Source organism: Embleya sp. NBC_00888, from assembly GCF_045207655.1.
Taxonomy (GTDB): domain Bacteria; phylum Actinomycetota; class Actinomycetes; order Streptomycetales; family Streptomycetaceae; genus Embleya.
Genome location: NZ_CP108785.1, coordinates 2,155,055 through 2,180,130 on the forward strand (window position 1 = coordinate 2,155,055; position 25,076 = coordinate 2,180,130).

Genomic DNA, 25,076 nt, shown 5'->3' on the forward strand with positions numbered 1-25,076 from the left:
CACCACCGCACGCGACACCAGGAGGAGACGACACCGTGAAGCCGCCGGCATTCCGATATCACGCACCGACCGATCTGGCCGAAGCCCTCGACGTCCTCGACGGGGTCGGCCACGACGGAAAGGTCCTCGCCGGCGGCCAGAGTCTGATCCCGATGCTCAACATGAGACTCGCGGCCCCGGCCAACCTGGTCGACATCAACGGGCTCGCCGAACTCTCCTATGTCCGCACCGACCCCGGCGGCGTCGCGGTGGGCGCGCTCGCCCGGCACGCCGAGGTCGAGGCGGACGAGGCCGCACACGCGGTCGTCCCGCTGCTGCGCCAGGGCCTGCGCCTGGTCGCCCACCCGGTGATCCGCAACCGGGGCACCACCGTGGGCAGCCTCGCGCACGCCGACCCCTCCGGCGAGATGACCGCCGTACTGGCCCTGCTCGGCGGCTCGATGACGCTGGCCCGCAAGGGAGCCACCCGCACCGTGCCCGCCGAGGACTTCTTCGTCGGGCCGCTGGAGGCGTGCATCGAGGCGGGCGAGCTGGCCGTGGCCGCCTACTTCCCCCGGCTGCCGGGCCGCACCGGCACCGAGTTCGTGGAGATCGCCCGCCGACACGGCGACTACGCGATGTGCGGCGTCGCGGCGGCGGTCACCGTCGACGACGACCTGCGGATCGTCTCCGCCCGGGCCGCCTACCTCTCGCTCTCGCCGGTGCCGCTCGTGCTCGACCTGACCGACGCGCTGATCGGCCGTACCGCCGACACCGCCGGCTGGCAGGACGCGGCGACCCTGGCGTCCTCGAGTCTGGAACCCGAGCCGGACATCCACGCCACCGCCGAGTACCGCGCGCAGTTGGCCGGCGTACTCACCGTCCGCGCGCTGCGCACGGCCACCGAACGCGCGGCCCTGGTCGACCCGAACCCCAACGCAGCACGCGACACCGGCACCAACGAGCGGAGCGCCCGATGACCGAGACGCAGATCCCCACCGAACAACGCCTCGACATCCGGCTCAGCGTGAACGGCGTGCTGCACACCACCACCGTCACCCCGCGCCGACTGCTCTCCGACTGCCTGCGCCACGACCTGGGCCTGACCGGCACCCACGTGGGCTGCGAGCACGGCGTGTGCGGCGCGTGCACGATCCAGGTCGACGGCAAGCCGATGCGTGGTTGCCTGATGTTCGCCGTCAGCGCGCAGGGCCACGAGATCACCACCGTCGAGGGACTGGCCGACGCCGACGGCACCATGCACCCCGTACAGCAGGCCTTCCGCGAGTGTCACGGACTCCAGTGCGGGTTCTGTACACCCGGCTTCCTCACCGTCGTCTCCGCCTTCCTGGAGGAGAACCCGACGCCGACCGAGGAGGAGGCGCGCGAGGCGATCTCGGGCAACCTGTGTCGCTGTACCGGGTACCAGAACATCGTGAAGTCGGTGCTGCGCGCCGCCGAGATCACCCACGAACGCCGGGCCGACGAGCAGTCCGAGGGGGACGCCCGATGACCACCAAGATGTTCGGCGCACCCGTGCAACGCACCGAGGACCTGCGCCTGTTGGTCGGCAACGGCCGCTACCTCGACGACCTGGGCGAGGGCTCCTACGAGGCCGCGTTCGTACGCAGCCCGCACGCCCGCGCCAGGATCACCGGGATCGACGTCACCGGCGCGCTCGACGTCGACGGCCTGGTCGCCATCTACACCTACGAGGACCTGACCGGCCGGGTCGCCGAGCCGCTCCCGCTGCTCATCCCGCACCCCGCGCTCACCCACGGCCGCACCGCGTACCCGCTGGCCAAGGAGTTCGTCAACCACGTCGGCGAGGCCGTCGTGATGGTCGTCGCCCGGGACCGCTACCTGGCCGAGGACGCCTGCGAGCGGATCACCGTCGAGTACGAACCGCTGCCGCCCGTGGTCGGCATCGAGAACGCCTTCCGCGCCGACCGCCTGGTGCACGAGGACGTGCCCGGCAACTGCGCGGCGCACTTCGTCCAGGAGGTCGGCGACGCGCCCGCGGCGATCGCCGCCGCGCCGAACCGGCTGGAGTTGAAGCTCGACATCGAGCGCAGCGCGTGCATGCCGATGGAGGGTCGCGGGGTCTACGCCCGCTGGGACGCCGCCGACGCGAGCCTGCGCGTGTACACCTCCACGCAGACCTCCACCGGCGTGCGCGCGGCCGTCGCGGCCAAGCTGGACCTGCCGCTGGACCGGGTCGAGTGCGTCACCCCCGACGTCGGCGGCGGCTTCGGCGTCAAGATCGTGCACCCGTGGCCGGAGGAGATCCTGGTCCCGTGGGCGGCCCGACTGCTCGACCACGAGGTCAAGTGGACCGAGGACCGCCGCGAGCACTTCATCTCCGCCGCGCACGAGCGCGGGCAGTTGCAGACCGTACGGGTCGGCTTCGACGACGACGGCCGACTGCTCGGCCTGGACGTGGAGATCCTGCACGACAACGGCGCCTACACGCCGTACGGGATCATCGTGCCGATCATCACCTCCACCCAGTTGCTCGGCCCGTACAAGCCCGGCGCCTACCGGGTCGACTTCCGCAGCCTGTACACCAACACGGTGATAGTGACCCCCTACCGCGGCGCCGGGCGCCCGCAGGGCGTGTTCGCGATGGAGCGCGCGATGGACGCGATCGCGGACCACCTGGGCAGGGACCGCACCGAGGTGCGCGCGGTCAACTTCATCAAGCCCGACGAGATGCCGTACGACCACGGCCTGCTCTTCCAGGACGGCCGACCGCTGATCTACGACTCGGGCGACTTCCCCGGGTCGTTGGAGGCGCTGAAGAAGCTGGTCGGCTGGGACGAGTTCGAGGCGTACCGCGCGCAGGCGCGGGCCGAGGGCCGCCGGGTCGGAATCGGCGTCGCGTGCTACGTCGAGGGCACCGGCGTGGGCCCGTACGAGGGTGGTCACGTCCAGATCGAGACCACCGGCAAGGTCAACGTCGCCACCGGGTTGACCAGTCAGGGCCAGGGCCACCAGACGGTGTTCGCGCAGATCGTCGCCGACGAACTGGGCGTACCGCTCGAGGACGTCACGGTGACCACCGGTGACACCCGCCGATTCCCGTACGCGGTCGGCACGTTCGCATCACGGGCGGCGGTGATGAGCGGCAACGCCATCGCGCTGGCCGCGCGCAACGTCAAGGCCAAGGCGCTGCGGATCGCGGGCGAGGCGCTGGAGGCCGACCCGCGCGACCTGGAAATCGTCGACGGTCAAGTGCGGGTCAAGGGCAGTCCGGGCTCGTCGGTCGCGCTCGGCACGGTCGCGGTGTTGTCCAACCCGCTGCGCTACGCCTTCGACGAGGCGTCCCAGGCGGCCACCCAGCTCACCGGCGCCGCCGACTTCTCCAAGCTGCCGGTCCCCGAGGGCGAGGAACCCGGCCTGGAGGGCCGCGACTACTACTCGCCGCCGACCGCCACCTTCGCCAACGGCATGCACGCGGTGATCGTGGAGACCGACCCCGACACCGCCGAGATCCGCATCCTGCGCTACTGCGTCGTGCACGACTGCGGGCACCTGATCAACCCGATGATCGTCGAGGGCCAGGTGCACGGCGGCGTCGCGCAGGGCGTCGGCGGCGCGCTGTACGAGCGCATGGAGTACGACGAGCACGGGCAGTTGGTCAACGCCTCGTTCATGGACTTCCTGATGCCGTACGCCAGCGAGGTCCCGAAGATCGAGATCGACCACCTGGAGACGCCCTCCCCGCTCAACCCGCTCGGCATCAAGGGTGCCGGCGAGGCGGGCGTGATCCCCGCGGCGGCCGTGTTCGCCTCCGCGATCGAGGACGCCGAGGGCTTCCCGATCGTGCGGATGCCGATCCAGCCGTCCGAACTCTTCCACCTGCGCAAGCGGTTCGCCGCCGGCGAGATCCCGGCCCTGCGCCGCGGCGCCGACCATGCCGCCGGCACCCACCGTTAAGGAGCACGTCGCACCATGAAGGTCCAAGGAAACGCCATCCTGAACGCGCCGGCCGACAAGGTCTGGGCGGCGCTGAACGACCCGGCCGTCCTCACCCGCACCATCCCCGGCTGCGAGAAGCTCGAGGAGACCGGCCCCGACGCGTACCGGATGACGGTGACGATGGGCGTCGCCTCGATCAAGGGCACCTACCTGGGCAACGTGCAGCTCACCGACCAGGTACCGCCCGGCTCGTTCATGCTCAAGGCGTCCGGCTCGGGCGGCCCGGGCACGGTCAGCGCCGAGGTCAAGGTCACCCTGGAGGACATCGACGGCGGGCGGACCCGGCTGGAGTACGACGCCGAGGCCGTGGTGGGCGGGGTGATCGGCGGGGTCGGGCAGCGCATGCTGACGGGTGTCGCCAAGAAGACGGCGGGCGAGTTCTTCAAGTCGGTCGACAAGATCCTGACCGGACAGACGCCGCTCACCCCGGTGCCCGCGGCGGTCAACGGAACCGCCGTGGTGGCGCAGGCCGATGGCGCCGGCGCGGCCGCGCCGGCCGGCGGGTACGCGGCCCCGGCGGCGGCCTCGTCGTTCGGCGGCACCGACTTCGCCAAGGGTGCGCTGTTCGGCGCCGCGGTGGCGCTGCTCGGCGCGATCGTCGGCGGCGTGATCGCCCGTCGTCGCTGATTCCACTGATCGGGAACCGATCACGAACCGATCGGGAAAGGGAGTTACCATGCGTGCGTTCACGGCGGCGGCCGTCCAGGTCGTGCCCCGGCCGGGACCGCTCACCGCGGCGGTGGTCGAGGCGAACATCGCCCACGCGCTGGACTGGGTCACCCGCTGCGTCGAGTCCACCGGTGCCGAGTTGGTCGTGCTGCCGGAGAGCGTGACCACCGGCTTCACCCCGGCGCTGAGCGCCGAGGAGTTGTGGGACCTGGTCGACGACGTCCCGGGCGCGCTCACCGAGCCGTTCCAGGAGCGGGCCCGGGAGTTGGGCGTGCATCTGGTGTGGGGTACCTACGAACGCGGGGACGACCGCGGGGTCGTGTACAACTCGTCCGTGCTGGCCGGGCCGGACGGTCGGGTGCTCGGCGTCTACCGCAAGACCCACCCGTTCGGGCCCGAACTGCGCTCGCGCGGTGGGTGGGTCACGCCGGGCGAGTACGTCAGCGTCGTGGAGACCGACCTCGGTCGGATCGGCATGATCATCTGCTTCGACGGCGACTACCCGGAGCTGAGCCGGATCCAGGCGGTGCACGGCGCCGAGGTGATCTGCCGCCCGTCCGCCCTGCTGCGCTCCGCCGACCTGTGGGAACTCACCTGCCGGGCACGGGCGTACGACAACCACGTCTACGTGATCGGCGCCAACGCCACCGGCAGCGACCCGGCCGGTGTGCTGTACTTCGGCAACTCGATGATCGTCACCCCGGGCGCCGAGGTGATCGCGCGCGGCTCCTCGCATGAGGGTTGGGTCTCCGCTCGTCTGGACCCGGAGCGGGCGTTGGCGTCGCTGACCCCGGGGTCGAACGTGCCCCAGGTCTTCGACCACCTGGCCGACCGCAACCTGGACCTGATCGCCAACTACGCGGACGACCTGGTCCGTCCGGCGAAGTCCACGTTCCCGCACGGCTGATCAGCGCACGAACGCGATGCCCCGGCCCGGCGGATCGGGCCGGGGCATCGTGCACGCGGTGCCGCCCGCTCACCCGGCTGCTCGTCCGGGTGCCGCCCGGCGCCGACGGCGGCTATTTGCCGAATCGCCGTTCGCGACTGGCGTACGAGCGCAGCGCGCGCAGGAAGTCCACGTGCCGGAACGCCGGCCAGTAGCAGTCCACCCAGTGCATCTCCGCGTACGCGGACTGCCAGAGCAGGAAGCCGGACAGCCGCTGCTCTCCCGAGGTGCGGATGATGAAGTCGGTGTGCGCGGCGGTCGGCGAGTACAAATGCCGGGAGATGTCCTCGACATCGAACCGTTCGACCAGTTCGGCCGGGTCCCCACCGGCCGCCATGTGTGCCTCGAAGGCGCTCTTCACCGCGTCGACGATCTCCCGTCGGCCGCCGTAGCCGACCGCGACGTCCACTCTCAGCCCACCGCGCCCCTTCGTCGCGGCGGTGGCCGTCTTGAGCACCCGGGCGCCGGCACCGGGCAGCATGTCGAGCGAGCCGATCACCCGCACTTCCCAGGGCCGGCCTTCGGCCGTGATGTCCCGGACGGTCTCCTCGATGATCTCGATCAGCGGGCCGAGCTCTTCCGCGGGTCGGCCGAGGTTGTCGTCGGAGAGCATGAAGAGGGTTACGTGCTCGATTCCCGCGGCGGTGCACCAGCCCAGGAACTCGGTCGCCTTGGCGCCACCCGCCCGGTACCCCTCCCGGACGTCCGCGTGCCCCGCCTTTCGGGCCCAGCGCCGGTTGCCGTCGAGCATGATCCCGACGTGCCGTGGGCGCGGCAGGCCTATCAGGGTGGCGGCCAGTCGGCGTTCGTACACCGCTTCGATCGGCCGCCGCAGGAACAGCGGGAGTAGCTTCATGCACCATCTCCATCGCGTGGCAAAACCCTCGGCGGACCCTACCAGGGACGTTCTCACCGGTTCGGCGAGCGCGCTCAACGGCTTTACCACTCGGGCCACTTGCACACCTGCCGCCGCTCGGGGCCGCCGTGCCGCAGGAACGGCCTCGCCCCGGCGCCCCGCCAGTGCCGGGCGCCGGGGCGAAGGGACCGCGTTCAGCCGGTGTTCTCGCGCCGCCGGCGGCGGAGGACGACGGCACCGCCCACGAGTACGAGTGCCGCGCTCGAACCGCCGACGATCAGTGGCGTCGCCGACGACGAGTCGTCCGCCGTGTCGGCGGTGGCGTAACCGCTGGACACGCCGTTGGTGTCGTAGTCCGAGCCGGGCAACTTGTCGGCGTAGCGGGCCTTGACCAGCTTCTGGTAGTCGCCGAGCGAGAGTGCGGACTGCCCGCCCAGACCCTGCTTGGCCTGGTCGTTGAGCGGCTCGACGGTGGTGGCCTTGAGTTGGTACCACGCGTGCAGTTGGGGCTCGGTGAACACCAGGGCCCCGACGCCGGCCTTACCGGCGTACGTGGTGTCGCTGTCGCCGTCGCGGACGGCCGCCAGGTGCCAGCCGCCGCCCTGGGTCGGGGCGAGCATGACGGTGGCATTGCGGCCGTTGACGGTGACATCCAGCGAGGACACGAGATGGCTCAGCGCGATCGCCTGGGTGGCGATCGGCAGGGCCGTTCCCGCGACGAAGCCCGGCGTGATCTGGTTCACCACCAGAGGGTCCTTCACCGTGAACGCCGGCAGGCCCTCGCAGGGATCGGCCTTGTCCGGAATCGTCACCGGCGCCGCCCCGGGGCCACCCTCGGGCAGCGGCACGCCGAGGAAGCGACAGACGGCGTCGTGCACGCCGGCCGACTTCACCAGATCGAGCGCGGCCTGCTGATCGGGGATGTCGACCGCGCCCGCCGGGCCGATGGCGGTCAGCAGTGCCGATGCGCTCAGCGCCACAACGGTGGACAGGCGGGAGAAACGATTTCTCTCCCGTGTGGTGGACGTGCCTTGGTCTTGCATGTCGCCCGCCTTCTACTGGGAGATGTTGATCCGGGAGTGGGTCCACTTGAACGAACTGTTGTTCACGTAGTCGTTGTAGTTCCACCACGTGTAGGTGGTGGTGTCCGGCCACGGGTCGCCGACGGCGATGGTGTTGTTCGACGTGTCGTAGCCGTAGACGACGTTCATGTGGCCACCGCCGGACGTCCAGCCGATGCGGGCACCGATCGGCCGGGCCGCCTTGACGTCGGTGCTGACCTGGTTGAACGAGGCGGCACTGGAGAGGCCGGTGCCGGTCTGCTTCATGCCCAGGCTCGCCCAGGCGTTCGCCATGTCCTGGAGCGTCGCGGGCTGGTTGTCACAGCTCAGATTGCCGTTACGCCCGGCGGCCCGAGTACAGAAGTCCGTTTGGGTGGTGCCGTAGCCCTGGAACTTGGCGATGGTGAGCCCGGAGGCGACCCAGCACCACTGGCTCTTCTCCTGCTTCAGCATGGTGATCTGGTCGTAGTTGGCTTCCGCCTGGGCCGTGCCGCTCGCGGCGAGGAGCAACCCCGAAGTCGTCAATGCGATGGCCGATGCGGTTTTCGCGAACCCGAATCTGCTCATAGTCCTGCTTTCCCGTGTGGATACGACGAGTTTTGAGCGATCTTGCAGCTGCATGACAGCGCAAAATGATCACCTCGCCCGGGAGCCACTCGGAAGGCATTCGGGAACCACCCTGAAGGAAGGAGTCGGCGTATAAGCATAGAAATAGCTCCACGATTGCCACTGCGGCCATGACTCGCCGTGACGGATGCGCATCCCGAGGCAGCCATGGGAGTCGATGCCGTACACCGATGCGAGGGCGGCACTCGTTGATCGACAGGGAGGGCGGGCTCCCGTACTGTGCGTGCCGACAACGGCGTGACTCATGGGGGATCGACATGGAGTACCTCTTCTATTGTCGCGACAAGCCGGGAACCAGGGCCCTGCGTGACGAACTCCTGGAAGCCCATTGGTCGTTCATGGACGGGTACGCCGAGGGGATGATCGCCCGCGGGCCGACGTTCGCCCCCGACGGGGAGACGGTGACCGGCAGCGTCCACATCGTCGACCTGCCGGACGCCGAGGCCGCGCGCGTGTTCGCGTTCGCGGAGCCGAACCACCGGGCGGGCGTGTACGAGGAAGAGGTGCTGATCCGGCGTTGGCACAACACTCTCGGCCGGAAGATGTGGGATTTCAAAGGGAGTTCGGAAGGCCACCCGCGATTCCTGATCCTCGGCCACGCCAAGGCGGGCGTGGCCGCGACCCGGGACCGGCTGCGGGCGGAGCAACGCCGTTGGCTACTCCATGGCGACTACCGGGAAAACCTGATCGTCTGTGGGCCGTTGCTCTCCGAAGACGCCGCCGAGGACTGGCTGGGCACCGCGATCCTGGCCGAACTACCGGACCGCCCCGCCGCGGAGGACCTGTTGGCCCAGGGGCCGTACGCCCGGGCCGGCCTGTACCGGAACATCGAAGTCCACGACTGGTGCTTCGGCGGCCGCTCGGAGGACTAGTGCCGCGCCTCGCCGCACCGTCAACCAACGCGAACCGGTCCGGTGGTACCCACCCCGACCCCGGCGCCCGCCGACCGCCCCGGAGACCGGGACGGTCGGTCGGTGTGCGGAAAGACCGCGATGCCGTCAAGGGTGAGGTCGGCTCAGCAGCTCCCGGGCTCGGTCGAAGGCGCTGTCGCGGTCGTCGCGGAACTCGTCGTCGGTGAAGACCGGAGTGCGGATGTGGGGTGGGATACCGGGGCCTTCGTAGAAGTGGCCGGTGCGGGTGAGGAATTGCTCGTTGGACAGGCTGAACAGCCAGCCGTTGGGCAGGTTGCGGATCAGGCGGTCGGAGAAGCAGCCCTGGGTGTTCTCGCCGATCCGGATCGTGCCGGTCGGGCGGTTGATCAGGGCATGCGCGAACGTCTCGCCGGCGCTGACCGTGGAGCCGCCGGTGAGCAGCGCGATCGGGCCGGTATAGCGCGGCACGGACGCGGCCGGGTCGACCCGGAAAGGCTGCGGGCGAGTGTAGGCGTCGAGGTCGTCGGGGTCGTTGCGGGTGCGCTTCGCGTACGCCACGTAGGACCGGTCGGTGAGTCGGGCGGCGATCTGCAGGCCCAATGGGTCGGCGCCGCCGGTGTTGAACCGGTCGTCCACGATCAGACCTCGCCAGGCCGTCGGGCCTGAGGCGTGCGCGGAGGTGATGATCGCATCCAGGGCGCGATCCAGTTCGGCCGCCTCCGCCGCATGGCCACCCCCATCGGCGGTGTAGTCGGCGAAGCGGGTGATCCGTATGTAGCCGAGCCCGCCGGGCAGGTCCGCGTAGCCGATCGCGCCGTTGGCGAACATCCGGAGCGGAACACCGCCCAGGTCGCGCCGTTCGATCAACGCCTTTGTCTTCGCGTCGAGTTCCTTGGTCGGCGACAGAGTCCCCGGTCGGAGGCCGCCGTAGGTCCGGTTGATCGTCGGCGTGTCCGCATGCAGCCCGACGTGCCCGTCGTGCAGGGGGTCGGCCATTGCGGACAGGATGTCGAAGAGTTGGTCGTCGGTCGTGGCGGCGTTGATCAGAGGACGGTACTTGGCACGGGCCGCGTCCCAGTCGACGCCGCGCGTGGCGAAGAACGCGTAGTTCTCCCGGAACGTCTGCCAGAACACGTCGAACGTGCTCAGCGGATCGGTCGCCGACGGACGACCACAGCGAGGCGGCAGGGCGCGAACCCGGCGCATGTCCTTGTCACCCAGCGAGCCCTCGACCCGCAGCGAGGCGTGGCCGGGCCGGGCAGTGGGACGGACGAGGAAGCCGATCCCGTTCGCATCCTCGAAGCGGATCGTGCCATCGGGACCGGGCGCGCCGACCTGCTGCGCCGAACCGGCCTTGGCACAGCTGATCCCGGTCGTCTCGTAGGTTCGTAAGGTGCCGTGCTCCACACCGAAGACGATGCCGTAGCCGTCGAGTCGCCAAATCCCGTCCAGGGAACGGCGATCGGTGTCTGCCGAGGCCTCGGATGCGTCGATTCCGGGGTCCGTCGCCCCCGACGGGCGAACGAGTGCCGAGGCGGGTGGACCCGCCGTCGCAACCAGGACGGCGGCCATGGCCACCGAGAGACCGATCCACAGGGCCGCACCGGACCTGCGCCGACGTCGATTCGCGGGGGCGCCGTTCGCCGACACCCGGTTCGCCGGCAAGCCGTTCGCAAGCGCATCCCCAGACCCATTCGCAGGTGTTACCGCCGGTCGGAAGCGATGCCGCAGTTCATCACGTGAAGTCATACGGCGAGCCTCACACGCGGGGCAACACGTCGGCTGCCCTCGAAAGTTGCTATCTCAGACCGGGCAACGCCCACCGCCCCGGCCCCGGCTCACTCGGCCCAGACGTACATCAGGGTCACCCACGGCCCGTAGTCGCAGCGGTACTTGGTCGTCCAGCCCGACGCCACCAGTCGTTGCCCCGCGGTGTTGCACGCGCCGGTGTTCGGGAAATAGCCGTAGTACACCCACCCGGGCGCACTCGCCGCCACCGTCGCCTCGACGGGGGCCGCGGCGAGCTTCGCGTCCGCCCGGGCCGCCGGCGCGGCCATCAGTGCGCCGCCGGCCACAATCGCCGCTGCGGCCATGGTGGAAACCATTCTGCGCACTGCCGTCACGATGTCTCCCTCTCCCGGACGTGAGCCCCGAGGATCCCCGCCCCGGTGCTTGATCGGGAGCCTTTCCCCCGCGTGTGCGCAATCAACGGCGGAAGCGAACTCCGACGCGAAACAGGTGCTCCACCACCCTCGGAGGCCGAGAATCACTGTCGCTCCCGGCCGTGGTCCGCGGCGACGGGGAATCGTCGGATCAGTCGGCGTCCGGGATGTCGGCGACGCCGCGCGGACGGCTGCGGCACTGCTGGTCGCCGACCAGGGGTGACGGGTCGGCCGCCGACCGAGGTCGGCGCCGACGCTCGCCACATGCCGCCGGCCACCGCCCCGGGACGAGGGGGCGGTGGCCGGTGGAGGGGTTGCGGGATGCGTCAGTCCATCCGCACGATGGCCGCGACCGGTCCGCCGCCGGAGGGGCCCTGGTGGACGGCGGCGACCGAGACGAACACGGCCGGGTCGCCGGTGACGGACGCGGTCACGCCGCCGACGGTGGCCTTGATCTGCCGGTGCCAGTGCACGTCCGAGTCGTCGAGCATGATGTTGCGCCGCCCGCGCACGCTGCCGCTCGGGTCCGCCTCGCACTTGAGGAACACGTTGACCAGCCGGTCGCCGAGGTCCGAGGTGTGCGGGCGCTCCGGCAGGTCGATGCCGGCCGAACGGATCGCCGACCAGATGCCGTCCGCGTCCAGCGCGTCCTTCATCACGTCGTGGCCGACCCGGAACGGACCGCCCACGCCGCGCACGTTGCCGACCACGACGATCTGCGCGCAGTCCAACTCGACGCCGGAGGAGCAGGACGCCACCGACGAGTACAACGACAGGTCGCGGTGGATCTGCTCGGCGGTCGGCAGCTCGATCTCGCCGAGCGCCACGGCGATGCCCAGCGCGGTGGTGGAGTTGGAGACGTCCATGGACTTGAGGGTGTCCTCGGTCCACACGTCGAACCCGCGCGCCTTGGCGTCGTTGATGGTGTCCAGCACCAGCAGCGGCGTCTTGGTCTGCACGTAGTGCACGTCGGCCGGGTCGGTGATGCCCGCGACGGCCATCGCCTTGCGTACGCCGGCGGCGACCTTCTCCACCATCGGCACGCGGCCGATGTCCTCGGGCAGGATCTGCTCGCTCATCGCGACGCCGACCGACACGCGCGGCTCGTCGGTGGGCTGGTAGCGGTTCTCCGGCGCGTACGCGAAGACCGTCGCGTGGGGGGAGATCACGCCGTCGGTGCCGCCGGACCACACCAGCGGAACCTGCTGCGCCTCCTCGACCGAGCGCTTGCCCTTGGCGACCAGCACCTCGCGGAAGGCGCGGTCGGCCAGAATGCGGGTGTAGTCGTTGACCCCGCCATTGCCCTCGGTCTTCCCGATGACGGCGAGCACATCGTCCGCGGCGAACACGCCGTCGTCGATGAGCTTGGCCAATCCGGACGCGTCGGTGACGCTCTCGATGGCGACCTTGTGAACCTCGATCGGCCTGGGCACTCGTTCCACCTCGTTCATTGGAGTTCGTTGAGTTCTTTGTACTTCGTCGACCACGTCGGATACCGCCGACGCCCCGTCAGGCGCCCGGCTCCACGACCGTCCCGGACTCGCCCGCCACGGCGGCGGTGATGCGATCCAACGACGTGATCACCGAGCGCCGGCCGCCCTTCTCGACGAAGCGCACCGCCGCCTCGACCTTGGGCCCCATGCTGCCACCGGCGAACTGGCCGGCCGCGGCGTGCGCGCGCAGTTCCTCGGGGGTGACCCGACCGATCACCCGCTCGTTCGCGGTGCCGTAGTCGAGCATCGCGTTGGGCACGTCGGTGGCGATCACCAGTACGTCCGCGTCCACCGACGCCGCGAGCAGGGCCGCGGTGAGGTCCTTGTCCAGGACCGCCTCCACGCCGCGCTCGGCGCCGTCCGCGTCGCGCACCACCGGGATGCCACCGCCACCGGCCGCGACCGTGACGAAGCCCGCCGCGACCAGGGCCGAGATGGCCGGGGCGTCGACCACCTCCAGCGGATCGGGCGAGGGTACGACCCGTCGCCAGCCCTTCGCACCCCGGTCCTCCCAGTGCTGGCCGAGCGCGACGAAGCGTTCCGCCTCGGCCTGCGGCAGATGCCGGCCGACCGGCTTGGTGGGGTGCTCGAACGCCGGGTCGGCGGCGTCCACGAGCGTGCGGGTGACCAGGGCCGCCACCGGCGCCGCCTGCCCTCGGCGGCGCAGCGCGGCCTCCAAGGCGGAGACGATGGTGAAGCCGAGCGTGCCCTGCGTCTGCGCGCCGCACCAGTCCAGGGTCACCGGAGGCACGACGTGCGCGGTGAGTTCGTTCTTGACCAGCAGGTTGCCCACCTGCGGTCCGTTGCCGTGGGTGAGCACCACCTCGACGCCGGAGGCGATCAGGTCGGCCACCGCTTCCATCGCCACCGCGACGGCGGCCCGCTGGGCGTCGGGAGTGGCACTCCCATCGGGTCCCGTCATGGCGTTTCCGCCGAGGGCGATGAGTACTCTCCCGGTGCGGGGAGTTGGCATGTGTCGAACTCTCCTGTTCCTGTCGTACGCGGGGAGTCCCGGCTGTCCCGTCCGGGACTTGGGACTCTAAGCGGGTGACCAGGTCGATGGCTTGGGAGCTTGTTGACCACAAAACCCAATCGATCTGGCAGAACTTGCCGAGCGGTACGCACCGCCCGCGGGCCTCAGCAGCCCAGCCGCGCGTACCGCTCCAGCCGCGCCGCACGCCGCTCGGCGGTCGGTCGGCGCAACAGTCCGACCAATTCGTACTCCAACACCTGGGCCAGTCGGGCCAGGAACGCGACCGGCTCGTCGGCGGCGTCGGGCCGCTCGGCCACGATCCGGTCCACCACCCCGTCGCGCAGCAGATCCAGCGACCGGATGCCCTGCGCGGCGGCGATCTCCGCACCCCGGGTGGGAGTGCGATAGCGCAGCGCCGACGCGCCCTCGGGCGGCAGCGGGGACAACCAGCCGTGCTGGGCGCACAACACCCGGTCCGCGGGCAGCAGAGCCATCGCGCCGCCGCCCGCGCCCTGCCCGAGCAGCAGACACAACGTCGGTGTGGGCAGGGTGACCAGTTCGGCCAGGCACCGGGCTATCTCACCGGCCAGACCGCCCTCCTCGGCCTCGCGGCTGAGCGCCGCGCCGCCGGTGTCCACGACGCTGACCAGCGGCAGGTCGAGTTCGGCGGCCAGCCGCATGCCGCGTCGGGCCACCCGCAGACCGGCCGGGCCGAACGGGCCGTGACTGGACTGCCGGGCCCGGTCCTGGGCCAGCACCACGCACGGCGCGCCGCCGAATCGGGCCAGCGCGAGCAGCAGACCGGGGTCGCTCTCGCCCTGACCGGTGCCGTGCAGCGGCACCACCGCGCTCGCCGCGTGGCGCAACAGGGCGCGGGCGCCCGGGCGTTCGGCGCGACGGGAGAGCTCGACCGAGGTCCACGCCGGAACGTCGGCCAGATCCTCGACCGGCAACGGCGCGACGTCGGGCAGGTGTTCGCGCGGCGCGGTGACGATGTCGAGGACGCGTGCGGCCACTTCGCCGAGCCGATCGGGCTCGACGACGGCGTCCACCAGGCCGTGCGCGTACAGGTTCTCCGCGACCTGGACACCCTCCGGGAAGGGTTGCCCGTGCAGAGCCTCGTACACGCGCGGGCCGAGGAAGCCGATCAACGCGCCGGGTTCGGCGGCGGTGACGTGGCCCAGCGAGCCCCACGAGGCGAGCACACCACCGGTGGTGGGCCCGCGCAGGTAGACCAGATACGGCAGACCGGCGCTCTTGTGCGCGGCGACCGCGGCACTGATCCGGACCATCTGGAGGAAGGCGACGGTGCCCTCCTGCATCCGGGTGCCGCCGGAGGTCGGCGACGCGACGAGCGGCAGCCGCTCGGCGGTGGCGCGTTCGATCGCGGCGACCAGGCGCGAGGACGCGGCCACCCCGATCGAGCCGGCCAGGAAGTCGAATTCGCAGGCCACGACCGCCACTCGGCGGCCCTGGATGCGCCCCTCACCGGTGATCACCGACTCGTCCACGCCGCTCTTGGCTTCGGCGGCGCGCAGTTCGTCGACGTATCCCGCGTCCAGTCGCTCCGGGCGGTGCGGTGCGGTGTCCCAGCTCGTCCAGGTGTCGGGGTCCAGGACCAGGCGGATCAGCGCGTGCGCGCCGACGCGGGTGCGGCGGGTCGGTGCGGGTACCGGTGCGGGCGTGGACGCGGGCGCCGGCACGGGCGCGGTGCTCATGCGCGCCGCGCGGCGTGCAGGGCGCGGGCGTCCTCGGCGTCGAGCCACGCCTGCACGCTGTCCGTGTGCTGGCCCAGCGTCGGCGGCGCCTCGTGCCGGCGCCGACCGCCGTCCGCCGCGTCGCCCGCTCCGTCCAGGCGAATCGGCGGGCCGGGCAGCGTGATCGGACCGAGCGTGCTGTGCATGACGTCGAGCAGCAGACCCTGCGACTTGGTCTGGTCCCACTCGTAGACCCGGTCGATCGTGCGCACCTCGCCGGCCGGGATGCCGGCGGCGGCCAGTTCCGGAAGCAGCTCGTCGACGGCGCGCTCGCCGAACGCGGCGTTGATCGCGTCCGCGAGTTCGGCCCGATTGACCACCCGGTCGGCGTTGACCGCGAAGCGCGGGTCGTCCACGGCCAGGCCGACCATCGGCGCGAACTTGGCCCACAACTTCTCGCTGCCGACCGCGACCTGGATGATCGCGTCCGCGCAGCGGTAGGAGCCGTACGGCTGGAGCGAGGGGTGCAGGTTACCCTGCGCGTGCCCGACCTGGCCGGCCACGGTGTAGTTGGTGCCCTGGAAGGCGTGTACGCCGACGATCGCGGCGAGCAGCGAGGTGCGTACGACCCGGCCCAGGCCGGTGCGCTCACGCTCGTGCAGCGCGGCGACCACGCCGTAGGCGCCGTACATCCCGGCCAGCAGGTCGCCGATCGGCACGCCGATCCGGGTGGGGTCGTCGGGGCCGGGGCCGGTCAGACTCATCAGGCCGGCCTCGCCCTGGGCGATCTGGTCGTAGCCGGGCCGGCCGCCCTGCGGGCCGTCGTGTCCGAAGCCGGTGATGGACAGCACCACCAGGCGCGGGTTGAGCCGGGTCAGCTCCTCCATCGGGAAGCCGAGTCGATCGAGCACGCCGGTGCGGAAGTTCTCCACGAGCACGTCGCTGTGCCGGATCAGTCGGGCCAGCGTCTGCCGGCCCTCCTCGGTCTTCAAGTCGAGGACGATCGACTCCTTGTTGCGATTGCAGGACAGGAAGTACGTCGACTCCCGCGCGTCCTCGGCCCCCACGAACGGCGGACCCCAGCCGCGGGTGTCGTCCCCACCGTCCGGGTTCTCCACCTTGATGACACGGGCGCCCATGTCGCCGAGCATCATCGCGGCGTGCGGGCCGGCGAGGGCGCGGGAGAGGTCGAGCACGACGAGGTCGCAGAGCGGTCCGCTCACGTCGAAACACCCCTTTCTGCAGGTATGCGGCGTTGCGCGTCCGTCCATCCGGGCATCCGTGCGGTGTACGGGTGTGGTGCGTGACGCGTGGTGGCAGTGCGTATGTCGGTGCGTGTGTGCGGTGCGTGTGTGCGGTGCGTGTGTGTGCGGTGCGTACGGCCGAGCGTGGGGCGCGGTGCGATCCGCGCTCCGATTCCGAGTGCGTCCAAGCTAGGCGGCTCGCGGGCGATGCTCGCCGTCAGTTACTGCCCAACGAATCGCGCTCACTTGGCAATACTTGGTGTTGGAAGCCCGGCGCGTAGTGCGCGTCGTCGGGCCCGAACACCCGGCGGGCGAAGTCCGCGAAGCGGGTCGGCGCACGATCGAGCAGCGCGGCGAGGGTGCGCGGGTTGCCGGTCAGGCCGTGCCGGTCGTAGAACGCGAACATCGCGGTGAGGGTCTCGAGCGGGTAGCCGGACAGTCCGCCGGCACGGGCCTCCTCGTACCAGTCGCGCGGGTCGATCCGGCGCGCGGTCACCGGGCGGCCCAGCACCTCGGCCAGGTGCCCGGCGATCAGCCGAGGGGTCAACGCCTCGGGGCCGGACAGTTCGTACACCGCGTCCTCGTGGCCGTCCTCGCACAACACCACGGCCGCCGCCTGCGCGACATCGCGCAGGTCGACGGCGGCGAACGGCGCGTCCACCCGATACGGCACGGCGAAGTCGCCGATCCGCACGATCGCCTCGCGCGCGTCGAGCGTGTTCTGCTGGTACGGCCCCGGCTGCAGCACGGTCACCGCCAGGCCCGACTCGAACAGCGCCTCCTCGACCCGCGCCTTCGCCTCGTGATGGGGCATCGCGCGCAGTTGCGGGCGCAGCACGGAATGGAAGACGAATCGCTCCACGCCGGCCCGCTGCGCCGCGGCGATCACCACCCGGCCGATGGCGGGCTCGTCCGGATGTACGTTCGGCGCGATGTGGTAGATCGCCGAACACCCACGCAACGCCTCGTCCAGATCCGCGGGCTCGCCCACATCGCCCACCACGGCCTCGCTCGCCCCGGCCGCGACCGCAACCGAAACCTGCTCCGGCCGCCGCACGAACGCCCGCACCCGAGCCCCACGCTCCGCCAACGCCCAGGTCAGCGCCCGCCCGGTCTTCCCCGCCGCACCAGTGATCACGATCATGCACTCACGCTAGGCAGCCGACCCACCCCCGGCACCGTCCGCCCTCGCCAACACCCACCCCCGAAATCGGTCACATCCTGCCGAAGGCAGAATCCCGCAGCGACTCGAGGACAACGCCCATGCCCCTCACGCCGCCGATCGCTGATCGAACCCTTACAGCCAGGGAATCCCGGACCGGATCACTAGACTGCGCACATGGATCCCGTCGAATCCGGACATGCTCCCGACGTCCACGACCCCGACTACATCGCCTTCGTCGCCGGCCGCATTCTCGACCACGTGCGCGAGGTGCCGGAGCTGGCCGCATTGTCCGAACCGGTGACCTTCGAGTCGACGCCGCACGGCATCGTGATGATGACCGCTCCCGACGCGCCGCACGGTGACATTCTGGACGACCTGCGCACCTTTCTCACCGGCCTGCCCAGACACGGCACCACCGCCTGGGCGTTGCGCGAGAACATCTCGGTGGAAGTCGGTGCGTCCGAGCGCACCCCGGACCTGGTCGTGTTCGATCCCTCCCGCCGCGTCTTGGTCAGAGGTGGCAGGGCCATGTCCACCACCGGGATCCTCCTGCTGGCCGAGGTGACGTCGAACTCCACCCGGCGCGAAGATCTCGACCGTGAGGACCCGGCCGCCAAACCACGCCAGTACGCCGCCGGCGGGATCCCGCTGTACCTGGTTGTCGACCGCCGCAAAGCCGAGGTGCTGCTCTTCCGGGACGCGACCAATGGCGTCTACCCCGAACCCGCCGTCTTCCGGGTCGGCGAACCGGTCTGGCTTCCGAAACCGTTCTCCGCGGCCTGGCCGACCGAATTCATGAAGGACCTCCTTTAAGGCAGCCCGGTCGGTTGATCACCGCCGCGTTGGGCCTACATCGGGTGTGGGCCTCGGGTGGTCAGGAGGGCTCGGGCGGTGAGGGCCGCGCGGAGGGGGCCCTGGCGGTCGGGGGCGTCGGGGCTGACTCGGAGAAGGGATTCGATCAGGGCCAGGCGCTGGTGAACCGACTGGCGGCGCAGGAACAGGACGCCGGCGGTTTCCGTCTTGGAGCAGCCGCAGCGCAGGTACGCCTCGAGGGTGTCCACCAGGCCCGTGCCGCGTGCGGCGTCCGAGGCGAGGAGGGGGCCGAGTTGGTCCTCGACCAGGTCGGCGAGGTCCTCGGGGGTGAGCCGGTCCAGGACCCGCTCCAGGGCCCAGGCGTCGGCGAGCACGGTGTCGGCGACGGGCTCGGGGCGCACCGACCGGACCCGTCGGGCCAGCCGCAGCGTGTCCCGCGCGGCCCGCAGGCTGTGCCCGACCCGGGCGACATCGCGCACCAGCGGCCCGAGCGCGGCGGTCGGCTCGTCGCCCGTGGCCGCGGGCAGACCCAGGCGGCCGGCGAGTTCGGCGACGTGCGTGTCCCGGTCCAGCGCGATCAGCGCGTACGCACCGTCCGGCCCGTCGCTGACCAGCCCTCGGCCGCCGCACGCGCGCAGCCCCTCGTACAGCACCGTCACCGCACGCACCGGATCCGGCAGTCTCAGCGCGACGCTCGCCCAGGCCGCCGTCCCGGCCGGGACCAGGCCGCACACCGTCAGCCGCGCCGCCACCTCGCGCGGCGGCAACGCGTCCCGCAGCAGTCCCTCCACGAGTTCGCGCCGCTCGCGCCCGACCCACCCGTCCCGATCGGCCAGCCGCAACAACGCGGGCGCGAACACCCGCGCCGCGTGCTCGGCCACCTCGTCCGCGAGCCCGCCGGCCGCACCCGACCACGACCGGACGGACGCGCGGTCCTCGGCATCGTCGCCGGTCACCCCCGCGGCGGCGCCGGCCTCGGGAGCGAGACCCGTCCACGCCGCCGCGCCGGATCCGGTCGGCCCCAGCAACAGCCGCCCCCACAACGACCCGCGCAGTTCCACGCCGGCGCTCGCCGCCGGCCTCGCCGCCACGTGACTCGGGGTGTCGGTGCCCGCCCACGCGGTGATCGTGCCGTCGATGCCCGCGAGCACCACCGGTCGGTCGGTGAGCCGGGCCAGAGTGCGGGTCAGTTCGTCCACGCCCGCCCCCCGCGCGAGCACGCCGGACAACACCCGGACGATCTCGTTGACGTGCCGCAGCCGGGTCACCGCCGAGTCCAGGATGGCCGCGTTGACCGCCTCGGCGATCTCCACGAACGGCACGATCCCGCGGAGCACGACCAGCGGCAGTCCCACCTCGGCGGCCACCCGCAACACGTCCGCCGGCACCTCGCCGAACGTGCGTCCGACCTCCAGCGCCACCCCGGCGACCCCCGCCTGCGCGAGGTCGACGACATAGCGCCGGCGCTCGCCGGCATCCCGCCCGGCCAGGCCCAGACCGGTGGTGAGCAGCAGTTCGTCGCCCCGCAGCAGCGGCGCGATCTCGTAGATCTCGCTGGAGTGCACCCAGCGCACCGGCCGCTCCAGATCCGCCCCCGGGTCCGGCACGACCGGGTCGGCTCGGCGCATCACCGGGTGGTCGAGGACCTCTCGTAGTCCCAGGGTCATGGACACTCCGTCCGGAAGATGCGCCAGTATCCCGGTCACCGTGTCCGTTGTCACGACCTCCCGGGCCGAGGAACCTTCGGTGATCACCCCGCATCACCAACCCGTCCCGCCCTCGACACCGCCTCACTTCCGCCCACCGCCGTGCTCCGCTCCGCCCCACCGGAGGTCTCCGTGGCAATCCTCGAAGAACCCGCGCAACCGGCCCGACCCACCCAAGCCGTCGACCACACCCAATCCCTGGAACCCGTGCCCGACGAGGCCCGCGACTCGACCCCCGCGCACCAGTTCTGGATCTGGGCGGGCGCCAACATCGCACCGATCAACTGGGTGCTCGGCGCGCTGGGCATCGTGCTCGGCCTCGGTCTGCTCGACACCGTCCTGGTCCTGGTCGTGGGCAACCTGGTGGGCATGGGCGTCTTCGGCCTGTTCGTGCTGATGGGCCAACGCACCGGGGTGACCCAGATGGTGCTGGCCCGGGCCGCCTTCGGCCGGCGCGGCGCGTATCTGCCCGCCGCCGTCCAGGGGGTGATCTCGGCCGGCTGGTGCGCGATCAACACCTGGATCGTGCTCGACCTGGTGATGGCCCTGCTGGACAGCGTCGGCTACGTCGGCGGCAACGGCACCAAGGTCGTGGTCGTGCTGGTGGTGATGGCCACCCAGATCGCGATCGCCGCGTCCGGCTTCGGCGCGATCGCCGACTTCGAGCGCTGGACGGTGCCCGCGACCCTGGTGGTGCTGGCCGCGATGACCGTGGTGGCCTGGACCCGGCTGGACATCGACTGGGGCCACGCGAGCACGTTGAGCGGCGGTGACCGCTGGTCGGCGATGAGCACGGTGATGACCGCGATCGGCGTCGGCTGGGGCATCACCTGGTTCGCCTACGCGTCGGACTACTCCCGCTTCGTGCCCCGCGCCACCTCACGTCGCAGGTTGTACGCGGCCAGCGTGCTCGGCCAGTTCCTCCCGGTGGTCTGGCTCGGCGTGCTCGGCGCCTCGCTGGCCACGGTGAACGCCAAGGCCGACCCGGGCCGGCTGATCGTCGACTCGTTCGGCGGCCTGGCCATCCCGGTGCTGCTGCTCGTCCTGCACGGACCGATCGCCACGAACATCCTGAACCTGTACAGCTGTTCGTTGTGTGCCCAGACCCTGGACATCAAGGTCTCCCGGCGCGTGTTGTCCTGTCTGGTGGGCGCGTTCGCCACCGTCTTCACGCTGTTCCTGGTGTTCCGGGCGAGCCTGGCGCACACCCTCGACACCTGGCTCGCGGGCATGGTCACGTGGGTCGCGCCGTGGGCGGCGGTGATGCTGGTGCACTTCTACGTGTTCGCCCGGCAGCGCATCGACGTGCCCGCCCTGTACGCCGAGCCCCGTCGCGGCCTGTTCGCCGACGTGCGCTGGTCGGCGATCGTCGCACTGGTGTGCGGAATGGTCGCCACCTGGTGCTTCGAGTACGGCGTGCCGCAGGCGCTGCGTGGCCCGGGAGCCCGGGCGATCGGCAATGTGGACCTGTCCTGGCTGGCCGGCGCACTGGTCGCGGGCGGCCTGTACCTGCTGCTCGGCCGCCGCGAACGAGCAGCGCGCCAACCGAATCCCGCCGAACGCTGAACCACTGGAGCGATCCGACATGCAGGACAACACCCGCACCGTGACCGACTGCCGGATTCCCGGCCGCACCGAACCCGTGGACATCACGGTCGACGCCGGTGTCGTCACCCGCATCACCCCCGCCGGCGCCACTCCCCCGGTCGGACCCGTGCTGGAGGCGGCCGGCGCCCTGGCCACCCCGCCCTACGTGGAGCCGCACATCCACCTCGACACCGCGCTGACCGCCGGACAACCGCGCTGGAACATCTCCGGCACGTTGTGGGAGGGCATCGAACGATGGGCCGAACGCCGGGCCCTGCTCACCCGCGAGGACGTACTGGCCCGTGCCGAGCAGGTGTTGCGCTGGCAGGTCGCGCACGGCGTGCTGCACGTGCGCAGCCACTGCGACGTCACCGATCCCGAACTGACCGCCCTGCACGCACTGGTCGAGTTGCGCGAGCGGGTGCGGGACGTGCTCGACCTGCAGATCGTGGCGTTCCCGCAGGAGGGCATCGTCTCCTGTGCCGACGGTGAGCGCCTGATGGCCCGTGCCGTCGACGCCGGCGCCGACGTCCTGGGCGCGATTCCGCACTTCGAGGACACCCGCGAGGACGGTGTGCGCTCGTTGCAGATCCTCTTCGAACTGGCCGAGCGGCACGGCCTGTTGGTGGATGTGCACTGCGACGAGATCGACGACGAGCAGTCCCGCTTCGTCGAGGTGGTCGCCACCCTGGCGCACCGCACCGGGATGGCCGGCCGGGTGACCGCCAGTCACACCACGGCGATGGGTTCGTACAACGGCGCCTACAGTCGCAAACTCCGCCGGATCGTGGCCCGTTCGGGCATCCACCTGGTCTGCAACCCGATGGTGAACCTGACCCTCCAGGGCCGCTTCGACGACTATCCCAAGCGACGCGGCCTCACCCAGGTCAAGGAGATGCTGGCGGCCGGGGTCAACGTCGCGTTCGGCCACGACGACGTGATGGACCCGTGGTTCCCGCTCGGCACGGCCAACCCGATCCAGGTCGCGCACGCCGGCGTCCTGGCCGCGCAACTCTCCGGGCAGGACGAGATGGACGAGGCGTTCGCGATGGTCACCGAGCGGGCCGCCCGGGTGCTGAACCTGGGCGAGCGGTACGGCCTGGCCGTCGGCCGTCCGGCCGACTTCCTGCTGCTGCCCGCCGATTCGCCCTTCGACGTACTGCGCCGTCAGGTGCGCCCGAGCCACGTGATCTCCCGAGGCCGCGTGGTCGCCGAGACCCCCGCCGCGCCGACCCGGCTGACCTGGCCGAACCGCGCGCCCGAGGACGTCGACTTCACCCGCCGCTGAGCGCGCACCCGAACCACCGGCACACGACGCAAGGCCGCGCCTCCCGATCGCGAAGGAGGCGCGGCCGGTTCGTGTGCCGCTACAGCAGGTCCACCGCCGGGTAGGCCTCCCCGCCGGACAACCGCGCGTAGCCGGGACCCCGGTCGAAGAACGGCTCGACCTCGGGCCGCGCCGCGCGCACCGACGCCCGCAGTGCCGCGGTCGCCGCCTCGTCCACCGCGAGGTCGTCGCCCTCGCCGGTGAGCACGACGCCGTAGTCGTCGGTCGCCGCGCCGCGCGAGACCTTGCCCCAGCGCACGTCACGCAGCACCGACTCGGTCTTGCGGTCCAGCGGGTCGCCCCAGCCGCCACCGCCGGTGGTCCGGATCCGGATCACCTCGCCGGCCTTGACCGGTTCGTCGTCGACCAGGCCGTCCATCTCCCGCTCGTTCGGGCCGCCCGGGTCGATCACCACCTGGAAGGAGCGCCCGGCCTTGCCGCCCTTGACACCCCAGCAGGACAGGATCGAGCGGTCCGCGATGGACATGAAGGACGCGTCGAGCAACATCCGGATGTGCTTCTCGTAGCCCAGACCGCCGCGGAATTGTCCGGGGCCGCCCGAGTCGGTGGCCAGACCCAGCCGCTCGACCAGGAACGGGAAGCGCGACTCGGTGAACTCGGTGGGCAGGTTGCGCGAGTCGGGCACCACGTGGATGGTGTCCTCGCCGTCCGCGTAGTAGCGCCCACCCGAGCCGCCGCCGAGCACCTCGCGCATCAGGTACGAGCGGCCGTCCGCGTCGTGCCCGTACACGCCGGTGTAGCGGATCGTCTCCTGGTCGGCGGGCATCTTGCCGTCCACCGCCTTGGCCAGCACGCCGGAGAGCACGCCGAGCAGGCGCAGGATGACGAACGTACGGGCGTTGGTCGGAGCCGGGAAGATCGGCGTGAGCAGCGTGCCCTTCTCCGGGAACTTCATCTCGATCAGCGGCACCACGCCCTCGTTGACGTCGAGTTCGGCCATCCGCTCGGGGGTGTCCGCGAGGTTGCGCAGGATCGGCGCGAGCCACTTCTTGAGGAAGTTGCCGTCCGCGTAGTCGCCGCAGTGGTTGATCGGGCCCTTGGCCTGCTTGGACGTGCCGGTGAAGTCGATGACGATCTTCTCGGGCGTCTTGGTCAGGGTGATCCGCTGCGTGTGCAGCATCGGCTCGTCCACGCCGTCGTGTTCGGCGTAGTCCTCCCACACGTACTCGCCGTCCGGGATCTTGGCGAGGATCTCGCGGCGGTAGGTCTCGGTGGTCTTGTCCAGGATCGCGTCGAAGCACGCCTCGACCGTCTCCCGGCCGTAGCGCTCGAAGAGTTCGCCCAGTCGTCGCGAGCCCATCAGGCACGCCGAGCACTCGGCGTCCAGGTCGGCGGCGAGCGAGTCGGGCATCCGGGAGTTGCGGGTCATGATGCGCAGCGCGGCCTGGTTCGGCACGCCCTGGTCCCACAGCTTGATCGGCGGGACCATCAGGCCCTCTTCGTACACGCTGGTCGCGCCCGAGGGCATCGACCCGGGGCAACAACCACCGATGTCGTCGTGGTGGCCGAACGCCTGTACGAAGGCGACCACTTGCCCGTCCGCGAAGACCGGGACGGTGACGCACAGGTCGGGCAGGTGGCCGATGCCGCCCTCCGACTCGTAGACGTCGTTGTGGAAGAACACGTCGCCGGGACGCATCGTCTCCAGCGGGAAGTCGCGGGCCACCGGGTGTACCAGCGCCGAGTACGAACGGCCGGTGAGCTTGCGCAACTTGCGGTCGTGGATCCCGGCGCGGAAGTCGTGCGCGTCGCGGATCATCGGCGAGCGGGAGGTGCGACCGATCGCGGTCTCGACCTCCATCTCGACCGAGGCGAGCGTGCCCTCGACGATCTCCAGGAGCACGGGGTCCACACCGTGCAGCGCGTCCTGCGGGGTGGTGGCGGTACCGGCGCTCAT

At 71.1% G+C, this 25,076-nt stretch carries 21 protein-coding genes; 9 read left to right on the top strand and 12 right to left on the bottom strand.

The features are described from left to right. The first annotated feature begins 35 nt into the window (after nt 1-35). From OG948_RS43760 to OG948_RS43780, 5 genes are read left to right on the top strand one after another with little or no spacing between them, the layout of a single operon-like run. Nucleotides 36-959, top strand: coding sequence for a xanthine dehydrogenase family protein subunit M (locus tag OG948_RS43760; RefSeq protein WP_331770562.1), 924 nt, complete (start codon nt 36-38; stop codon nt 957-959). Next, nucleotides 956-1,492 carry a (2Fe-2S)-binding protein gene (locus tag OG948_RS43765; protein WP_331770563.1) on the top strand — a complete coding sequence of 179 codons (537 nt, stop codon included), beginning with the start codon at nt 956-958 and terminating at the stop codon, nt 1,490-1,492. Before OG948_RS43760 ends, OG948_RS43765 begins: the two co-directional genes overlap by 4 nt. Then, nucleotides 1,489-3,918 carry an aerobic carbon-monoxide dehydrogenase large subunit gene (gene cutA, locus OG948_RS43770; RefSeq protein ID WP_331770564.1) on the top strand — a complete coding sequence of 810 codons (2,430 nt, stop codon included), beginning with the start codon at nt 1,489-1,491 and terminating at the stop codon, nt 3,916-3,918. Before OG948_RS43765 ends, cutA begins: the two co-directional genes overlap by 4 nt. A 15-nt stretch (nt 3,919-3,933) precedes the next feature. Then, nucleotides 3,934-4,587, top strand: a complete 654-nt coding sequence (locus OG948_RS43775; protein WP_331770565.1) for a carbon monoxide dehydrogenase subunit G — start codon at nt 3,934-3,936, stop codon at nt 4,585-4,587. Nucleotides 4,588-4,636: 49 nt separating this feature from the next. Then, nucleotides 4,637-5,536 carry a carbon-nitrogen hydrolase family protein gene (locus OG948_RS43780; RefSeq protein WP_331770566.1) on the top strand — a complete coding sequence of 300 codons (900 nt, stop codon included), beginning with the start codon at nt 4,637-4,639 and terminating at the stop codon, nt 5,534-5,536. Between the two features lie 112 nt (nt 5,537-5,648). Here OG948_RS43780 and OG948_RS43785 read toward each other — a convergent pair whose 3' ends face one another. The 3 genes from OG948_RS43785 to OG948_RS43795 form a co-directional block, all read right to left on the bottom strand. After that, entirely contained in the window at nt 5,649-6,431 is a 783-nt protein-coding gene (locus tag OG948_RS43785; protein WP_331770567.1) for an isoprenyl transferase, read from the bottom strand. Between the two features lie 194 nt (nt 6,432-6,625). Beyond that, nucleotides 6,626-7,474: a hypothetical protein gene (locus OG948_RS43790; RefSeq protein ID WP_331770568.1), complete on the bottom strand. Its 849-nt coding sequence runs from the start codon at nt 7,472-7,474 to the stop codon at nt 6,626-6,628. Between the two features lie 12 nt (nt 7,475-7,486). After that, entirely contained in the window at nt 7,487-8,059 is a 573-nt protein-coding gene (locus tag OG948_RS43795) for a papain-like cysteine protease family protein (RefSeq protein WP_331770569.1), read from the bottom strand. A gap of 317 nt (nt 8,060-8,376) precedes the next feature. On the opposite strand from OG948_RS43795, the gene OG948_RS43800 reads away from it, so the two are divergent. Further along, the gene (locus OG948_RS43800) at nt 8,377-8,991 is read left to right on the top strand and encodes a YciI family protein (RefSeq protein WP_331770570.1); all 615 of its coding nucleotides are present in this window, start codon (nt 8,377-8,379) and stop codon (nt 8,989-8,991) included. A gap of 126 nt (nt 8,992-9,117) precedes the next feature. Here OG948_RS43800 and OG948_RS43805 read toward each other — a convergent pair whose 3' ends face one another. From OG948_RS43805 to OG948_RS43835, 7 genes are all read right to left on the bottom strand, one after another. Continuing rightward, nucleotides 9,118-10,398 carry a S41 family peptidase gene (locus tag OG948_RS43805; protein ID WP_406300602.1) on the bottom strand — a complete coding sequence of 427 codons (1,281 nt, stop codon included), beginning with the start codon at nt 10,396-10,398 and terminating at the stop codon, nt 9,118-9,120. 431 nt (nt 10,399-10,829) lie between these two features. Next, complete coding sequence (locus OG948_RS43810; RefSeq protein ID WP_331770571.1) at nt 10,830-11,084, bottom strand: hypothetical protein; 255 nt, start codon at nt 11,082-11,084, stop codon at nt 10,830-10,832. A 395-nt stretch (nt 11,085-11,479) separates the two neighbouring features. Beyond that, complete coding sequence (locus OG948_RS43815; protein WP_331773501.1) at nt 11,480-12,586, bottom strand: ring-opening amidohydrolase; 1,107 nt, start codon at nt 12,584-12,586, stop codon at nt 11,480-11,482. A 76-nt stretch (nt 12,587-12,662) separates the two neighbouring features. After that, nucleotides 12,663-13,619, bottom strand: a complete 957-nt coding sequence (locus OG948_RS43820; protein ID WP_331770572.1) for a carbamate kinase — start codon at nt 13,617-13,619, stop codon at nt 12,663-12,665. Between the two features lie 164 nt (nt 13,620-13,783). Continuing rightward, nucleotides 13,784-15,337, bottom strand: coding sequence for a carboxyl transferase domain-containing protein (locus tag OG948_RS43825; RefSeq protein ID WP_331770573.1), 1,554 nt, complete (start codon nt 15,335-15,337; stop codon nt 13,784-13,786). Then, the gene (locus OG948_RS43830) at nt 15,334-16,587 is read right to left on the bottom strand and encodes a CaiB/BaiF CoA transferase family protein (protein WP_406300603.1); all 1,254 of its coding nucleotides are present in this window, start codon (nt 16,585-16,587) and stop codon (nt 15,334-15,336) included. Before OG948_RS43830 ends, OG948_RS43825 begins: the two co-directional genes overlap by 4 nt. Nucleotides 16,588-16,777: 190 nt before the next feature. Then, entirely contained in the window at nt 16,778-17,704 is a 927-nt protein-coding gene (locus tag OG948_RS43835; protein ID WP_331770575.1) for an NmrA family NAD(P)-binding protein, read from the bottom strand. Between the two features lie 195 nt (nt 17,705-17,899). On the opposite strand from OG948_RS43835, the gene OG948_RS43840 reads away from it, so the two are divergent. After that, nucleotides 17,900-18,538, top strand: coding sequence for a Uma2 family endonuclease (locus OG948_RS43840; protein WP_331770576.1), 639 nt, complete (start codon nt 17,900-17,902; stop codon nt 18,536-18,538). 35 nt (nt 18,539-18,573) lie between these two features. Here the strand turns inward: OG948_RS43840 and OG948_RS43845 are convergent, their stop codons facing one another. Beyond that, nucleotides 18,574-20,205, bottom strand: a complete 1,632-nt coding sequence (locus tag OG948_RS43845; protein ID WP_406300604.1) for a PucR family transcriptional regulator — start codon at nt 20,203-20,205, stop codon at nt 18,574-18,576. A 171-nt stretch (nt 20,206-20,376) separates the two neighbouring features. On the opposite strand from OG948_RS43845, the gene OG948_RS43850 reads away from it, so the two are divergent. Next, a complete protein-coding gene (locus OG948_RS43850) occupies nt 20,377-21,810 on the top strand; it encodes a cytosine permease (protein WP_331770578.1) in 1,434 nt (477 codons plus the stop codon). Between the two features lie 19 nt (nt 21,811-21,829). After that, on the top strand, nt 21,830-23,119 hold the full coding sequence (gene codA, locus OG948_RS43855; RefSeq protein ID WP_331770579.1) for a cytosine deaminase: 1,290 nt from the start codon (nt 21,830-21,832) through the stop codon (nt 23,117-23,119). Nucleotides 23,120-23,198: 79 nt separating this feature from the next. Here the strand turns inward: codA and OG948_RS43860 are convergent, their stop codons facing one another. After that, complete coding sequence (locus OG948_RS43860; protein ID WP_331770580.1) at nt 23,199-25,076, bottom strand: hydantoinase B/oxoprolinase family protein; 1,878 nt, start codon at nt 25,074-25,076, stop codon at nt 23,199-23,201.

Bases quoted from the DNA above. Each gene is read 5' to 3' on its own strand.
- OG948_RS43845 (WP_406300604.1), bottom strand. From the start codon at position 20,205: ATGACCCTGGGACTACGAGAGGTCCTCGACCACCCGGTGATGCGCCGA.
- OG948_RS43765 (WP_331770563.1), top strand. From the start codon at position 956: ATGACCGAGACGCAGATCCCCACCGAACAACGCCTCGACATCCGGCTC.
- OG948_RS43775 (WP_331770565.1), top strand. From the start codon at position 3,934: ATGAAGGTCCAAGGAAACGCCATCCTGAACGCGCCGGCCGACAAGGTC.
- cutA (WP_331770564.1), top strand. From the start codon at position 1,489: ATGACCACCAAGATGTTCGGCGCACCCGTGCAACGCACCGAGGACCTG.
- codA (WP_331770579.1), top strand. From the start codon at position 21,830: ATGCAGGACAACACCCGCACCGTGACCGACTGCCGGATTCCCGGCCGC.
- OG948_RS43820 (WP_331770572.1), bottom strand. From the start codon at position 13,619: ATGCCAACTCCCCGCACCGGGAGAGTACTCATCGCCCTCGGCGGAAAC.
- OG948_RS43835 (WP_331770575.1), bottom strand. From the start codon at position 17,704: ATGATCGTGATCACTGGTGCGGCGGGGAAGACCGGGCGGGCGCTGACC.
- OG948_RS43790 (WP_331770568.1), bottom strand. From the start codon at position 7,474: ATGCAAGACCAAGGCACGTCCACCACACGGGAGAGAAATCGTTTCTCC.
- OG948_RS43840 (WP_331770576.1), top strand. From the start codon at position 17,900: ATGGATCCCGTCGAATCCGGACATGCTCCCGACGTCCACGACCCCGAC.
- OG948_RS43795 (WP_331770569.1), bottom strand. From the start codon at position 8,059: ATGAGCAGATTCGGGTTCGCGAAAACCGCATCGGCCATCGCATTGACG.
- OG948_RS43800 (WP_331770570.1), top strand. From the start codon at position 8,377: ATGGAGTACCTCTTCTATTGTCGCGACAAGCCGGGAACCAGGGCCCTG.
- OG948_RS43830 (WP_406300603.1), bottom strand. From the start codon at position 16,587: ATGGACGGACGCGCAACGCCGCATACCTGCAGAAAGGGGTGTTTCGAC.
- OG948_RS43810 (WP_331770571.1), bottom strand. From the start codon at position 11,084: ATGGCCGCAGCGGCGATTGTGGCCGGCGGCGCACTGATGGCCGCGCCG.
- OG948_RS43825 (WP_331770573.1), bottom strand. From the start codon at position 15,337: ATGAGCACCGCGCCCGTGCCGGCGCCCGCGTCCACGCCCGCACCGGTA.
- OG948_RS43785 (WP_331770567.1), bottom strand. From the start codon at position 6,431: ATGAAGCTACTCCCGCTGTTCCTGCGGCGGCCGATCGAAGCGGTGTAC.
- OG948_RS43860 (WP_331770580.1), bottom strand. From the start codon at position 25,076: ATGAGCGCCGGTACCGCCACCACCCCGCAGGACGCGCTGCACGGTGTG.
- OG948_RS43780 (WP_331770566.1), top strand. From the start codon at position 4,637: ATGCGTGCGTTCACGGCGGCGGCCGTCCAGGTCGTGCCCCGGCCGGGA.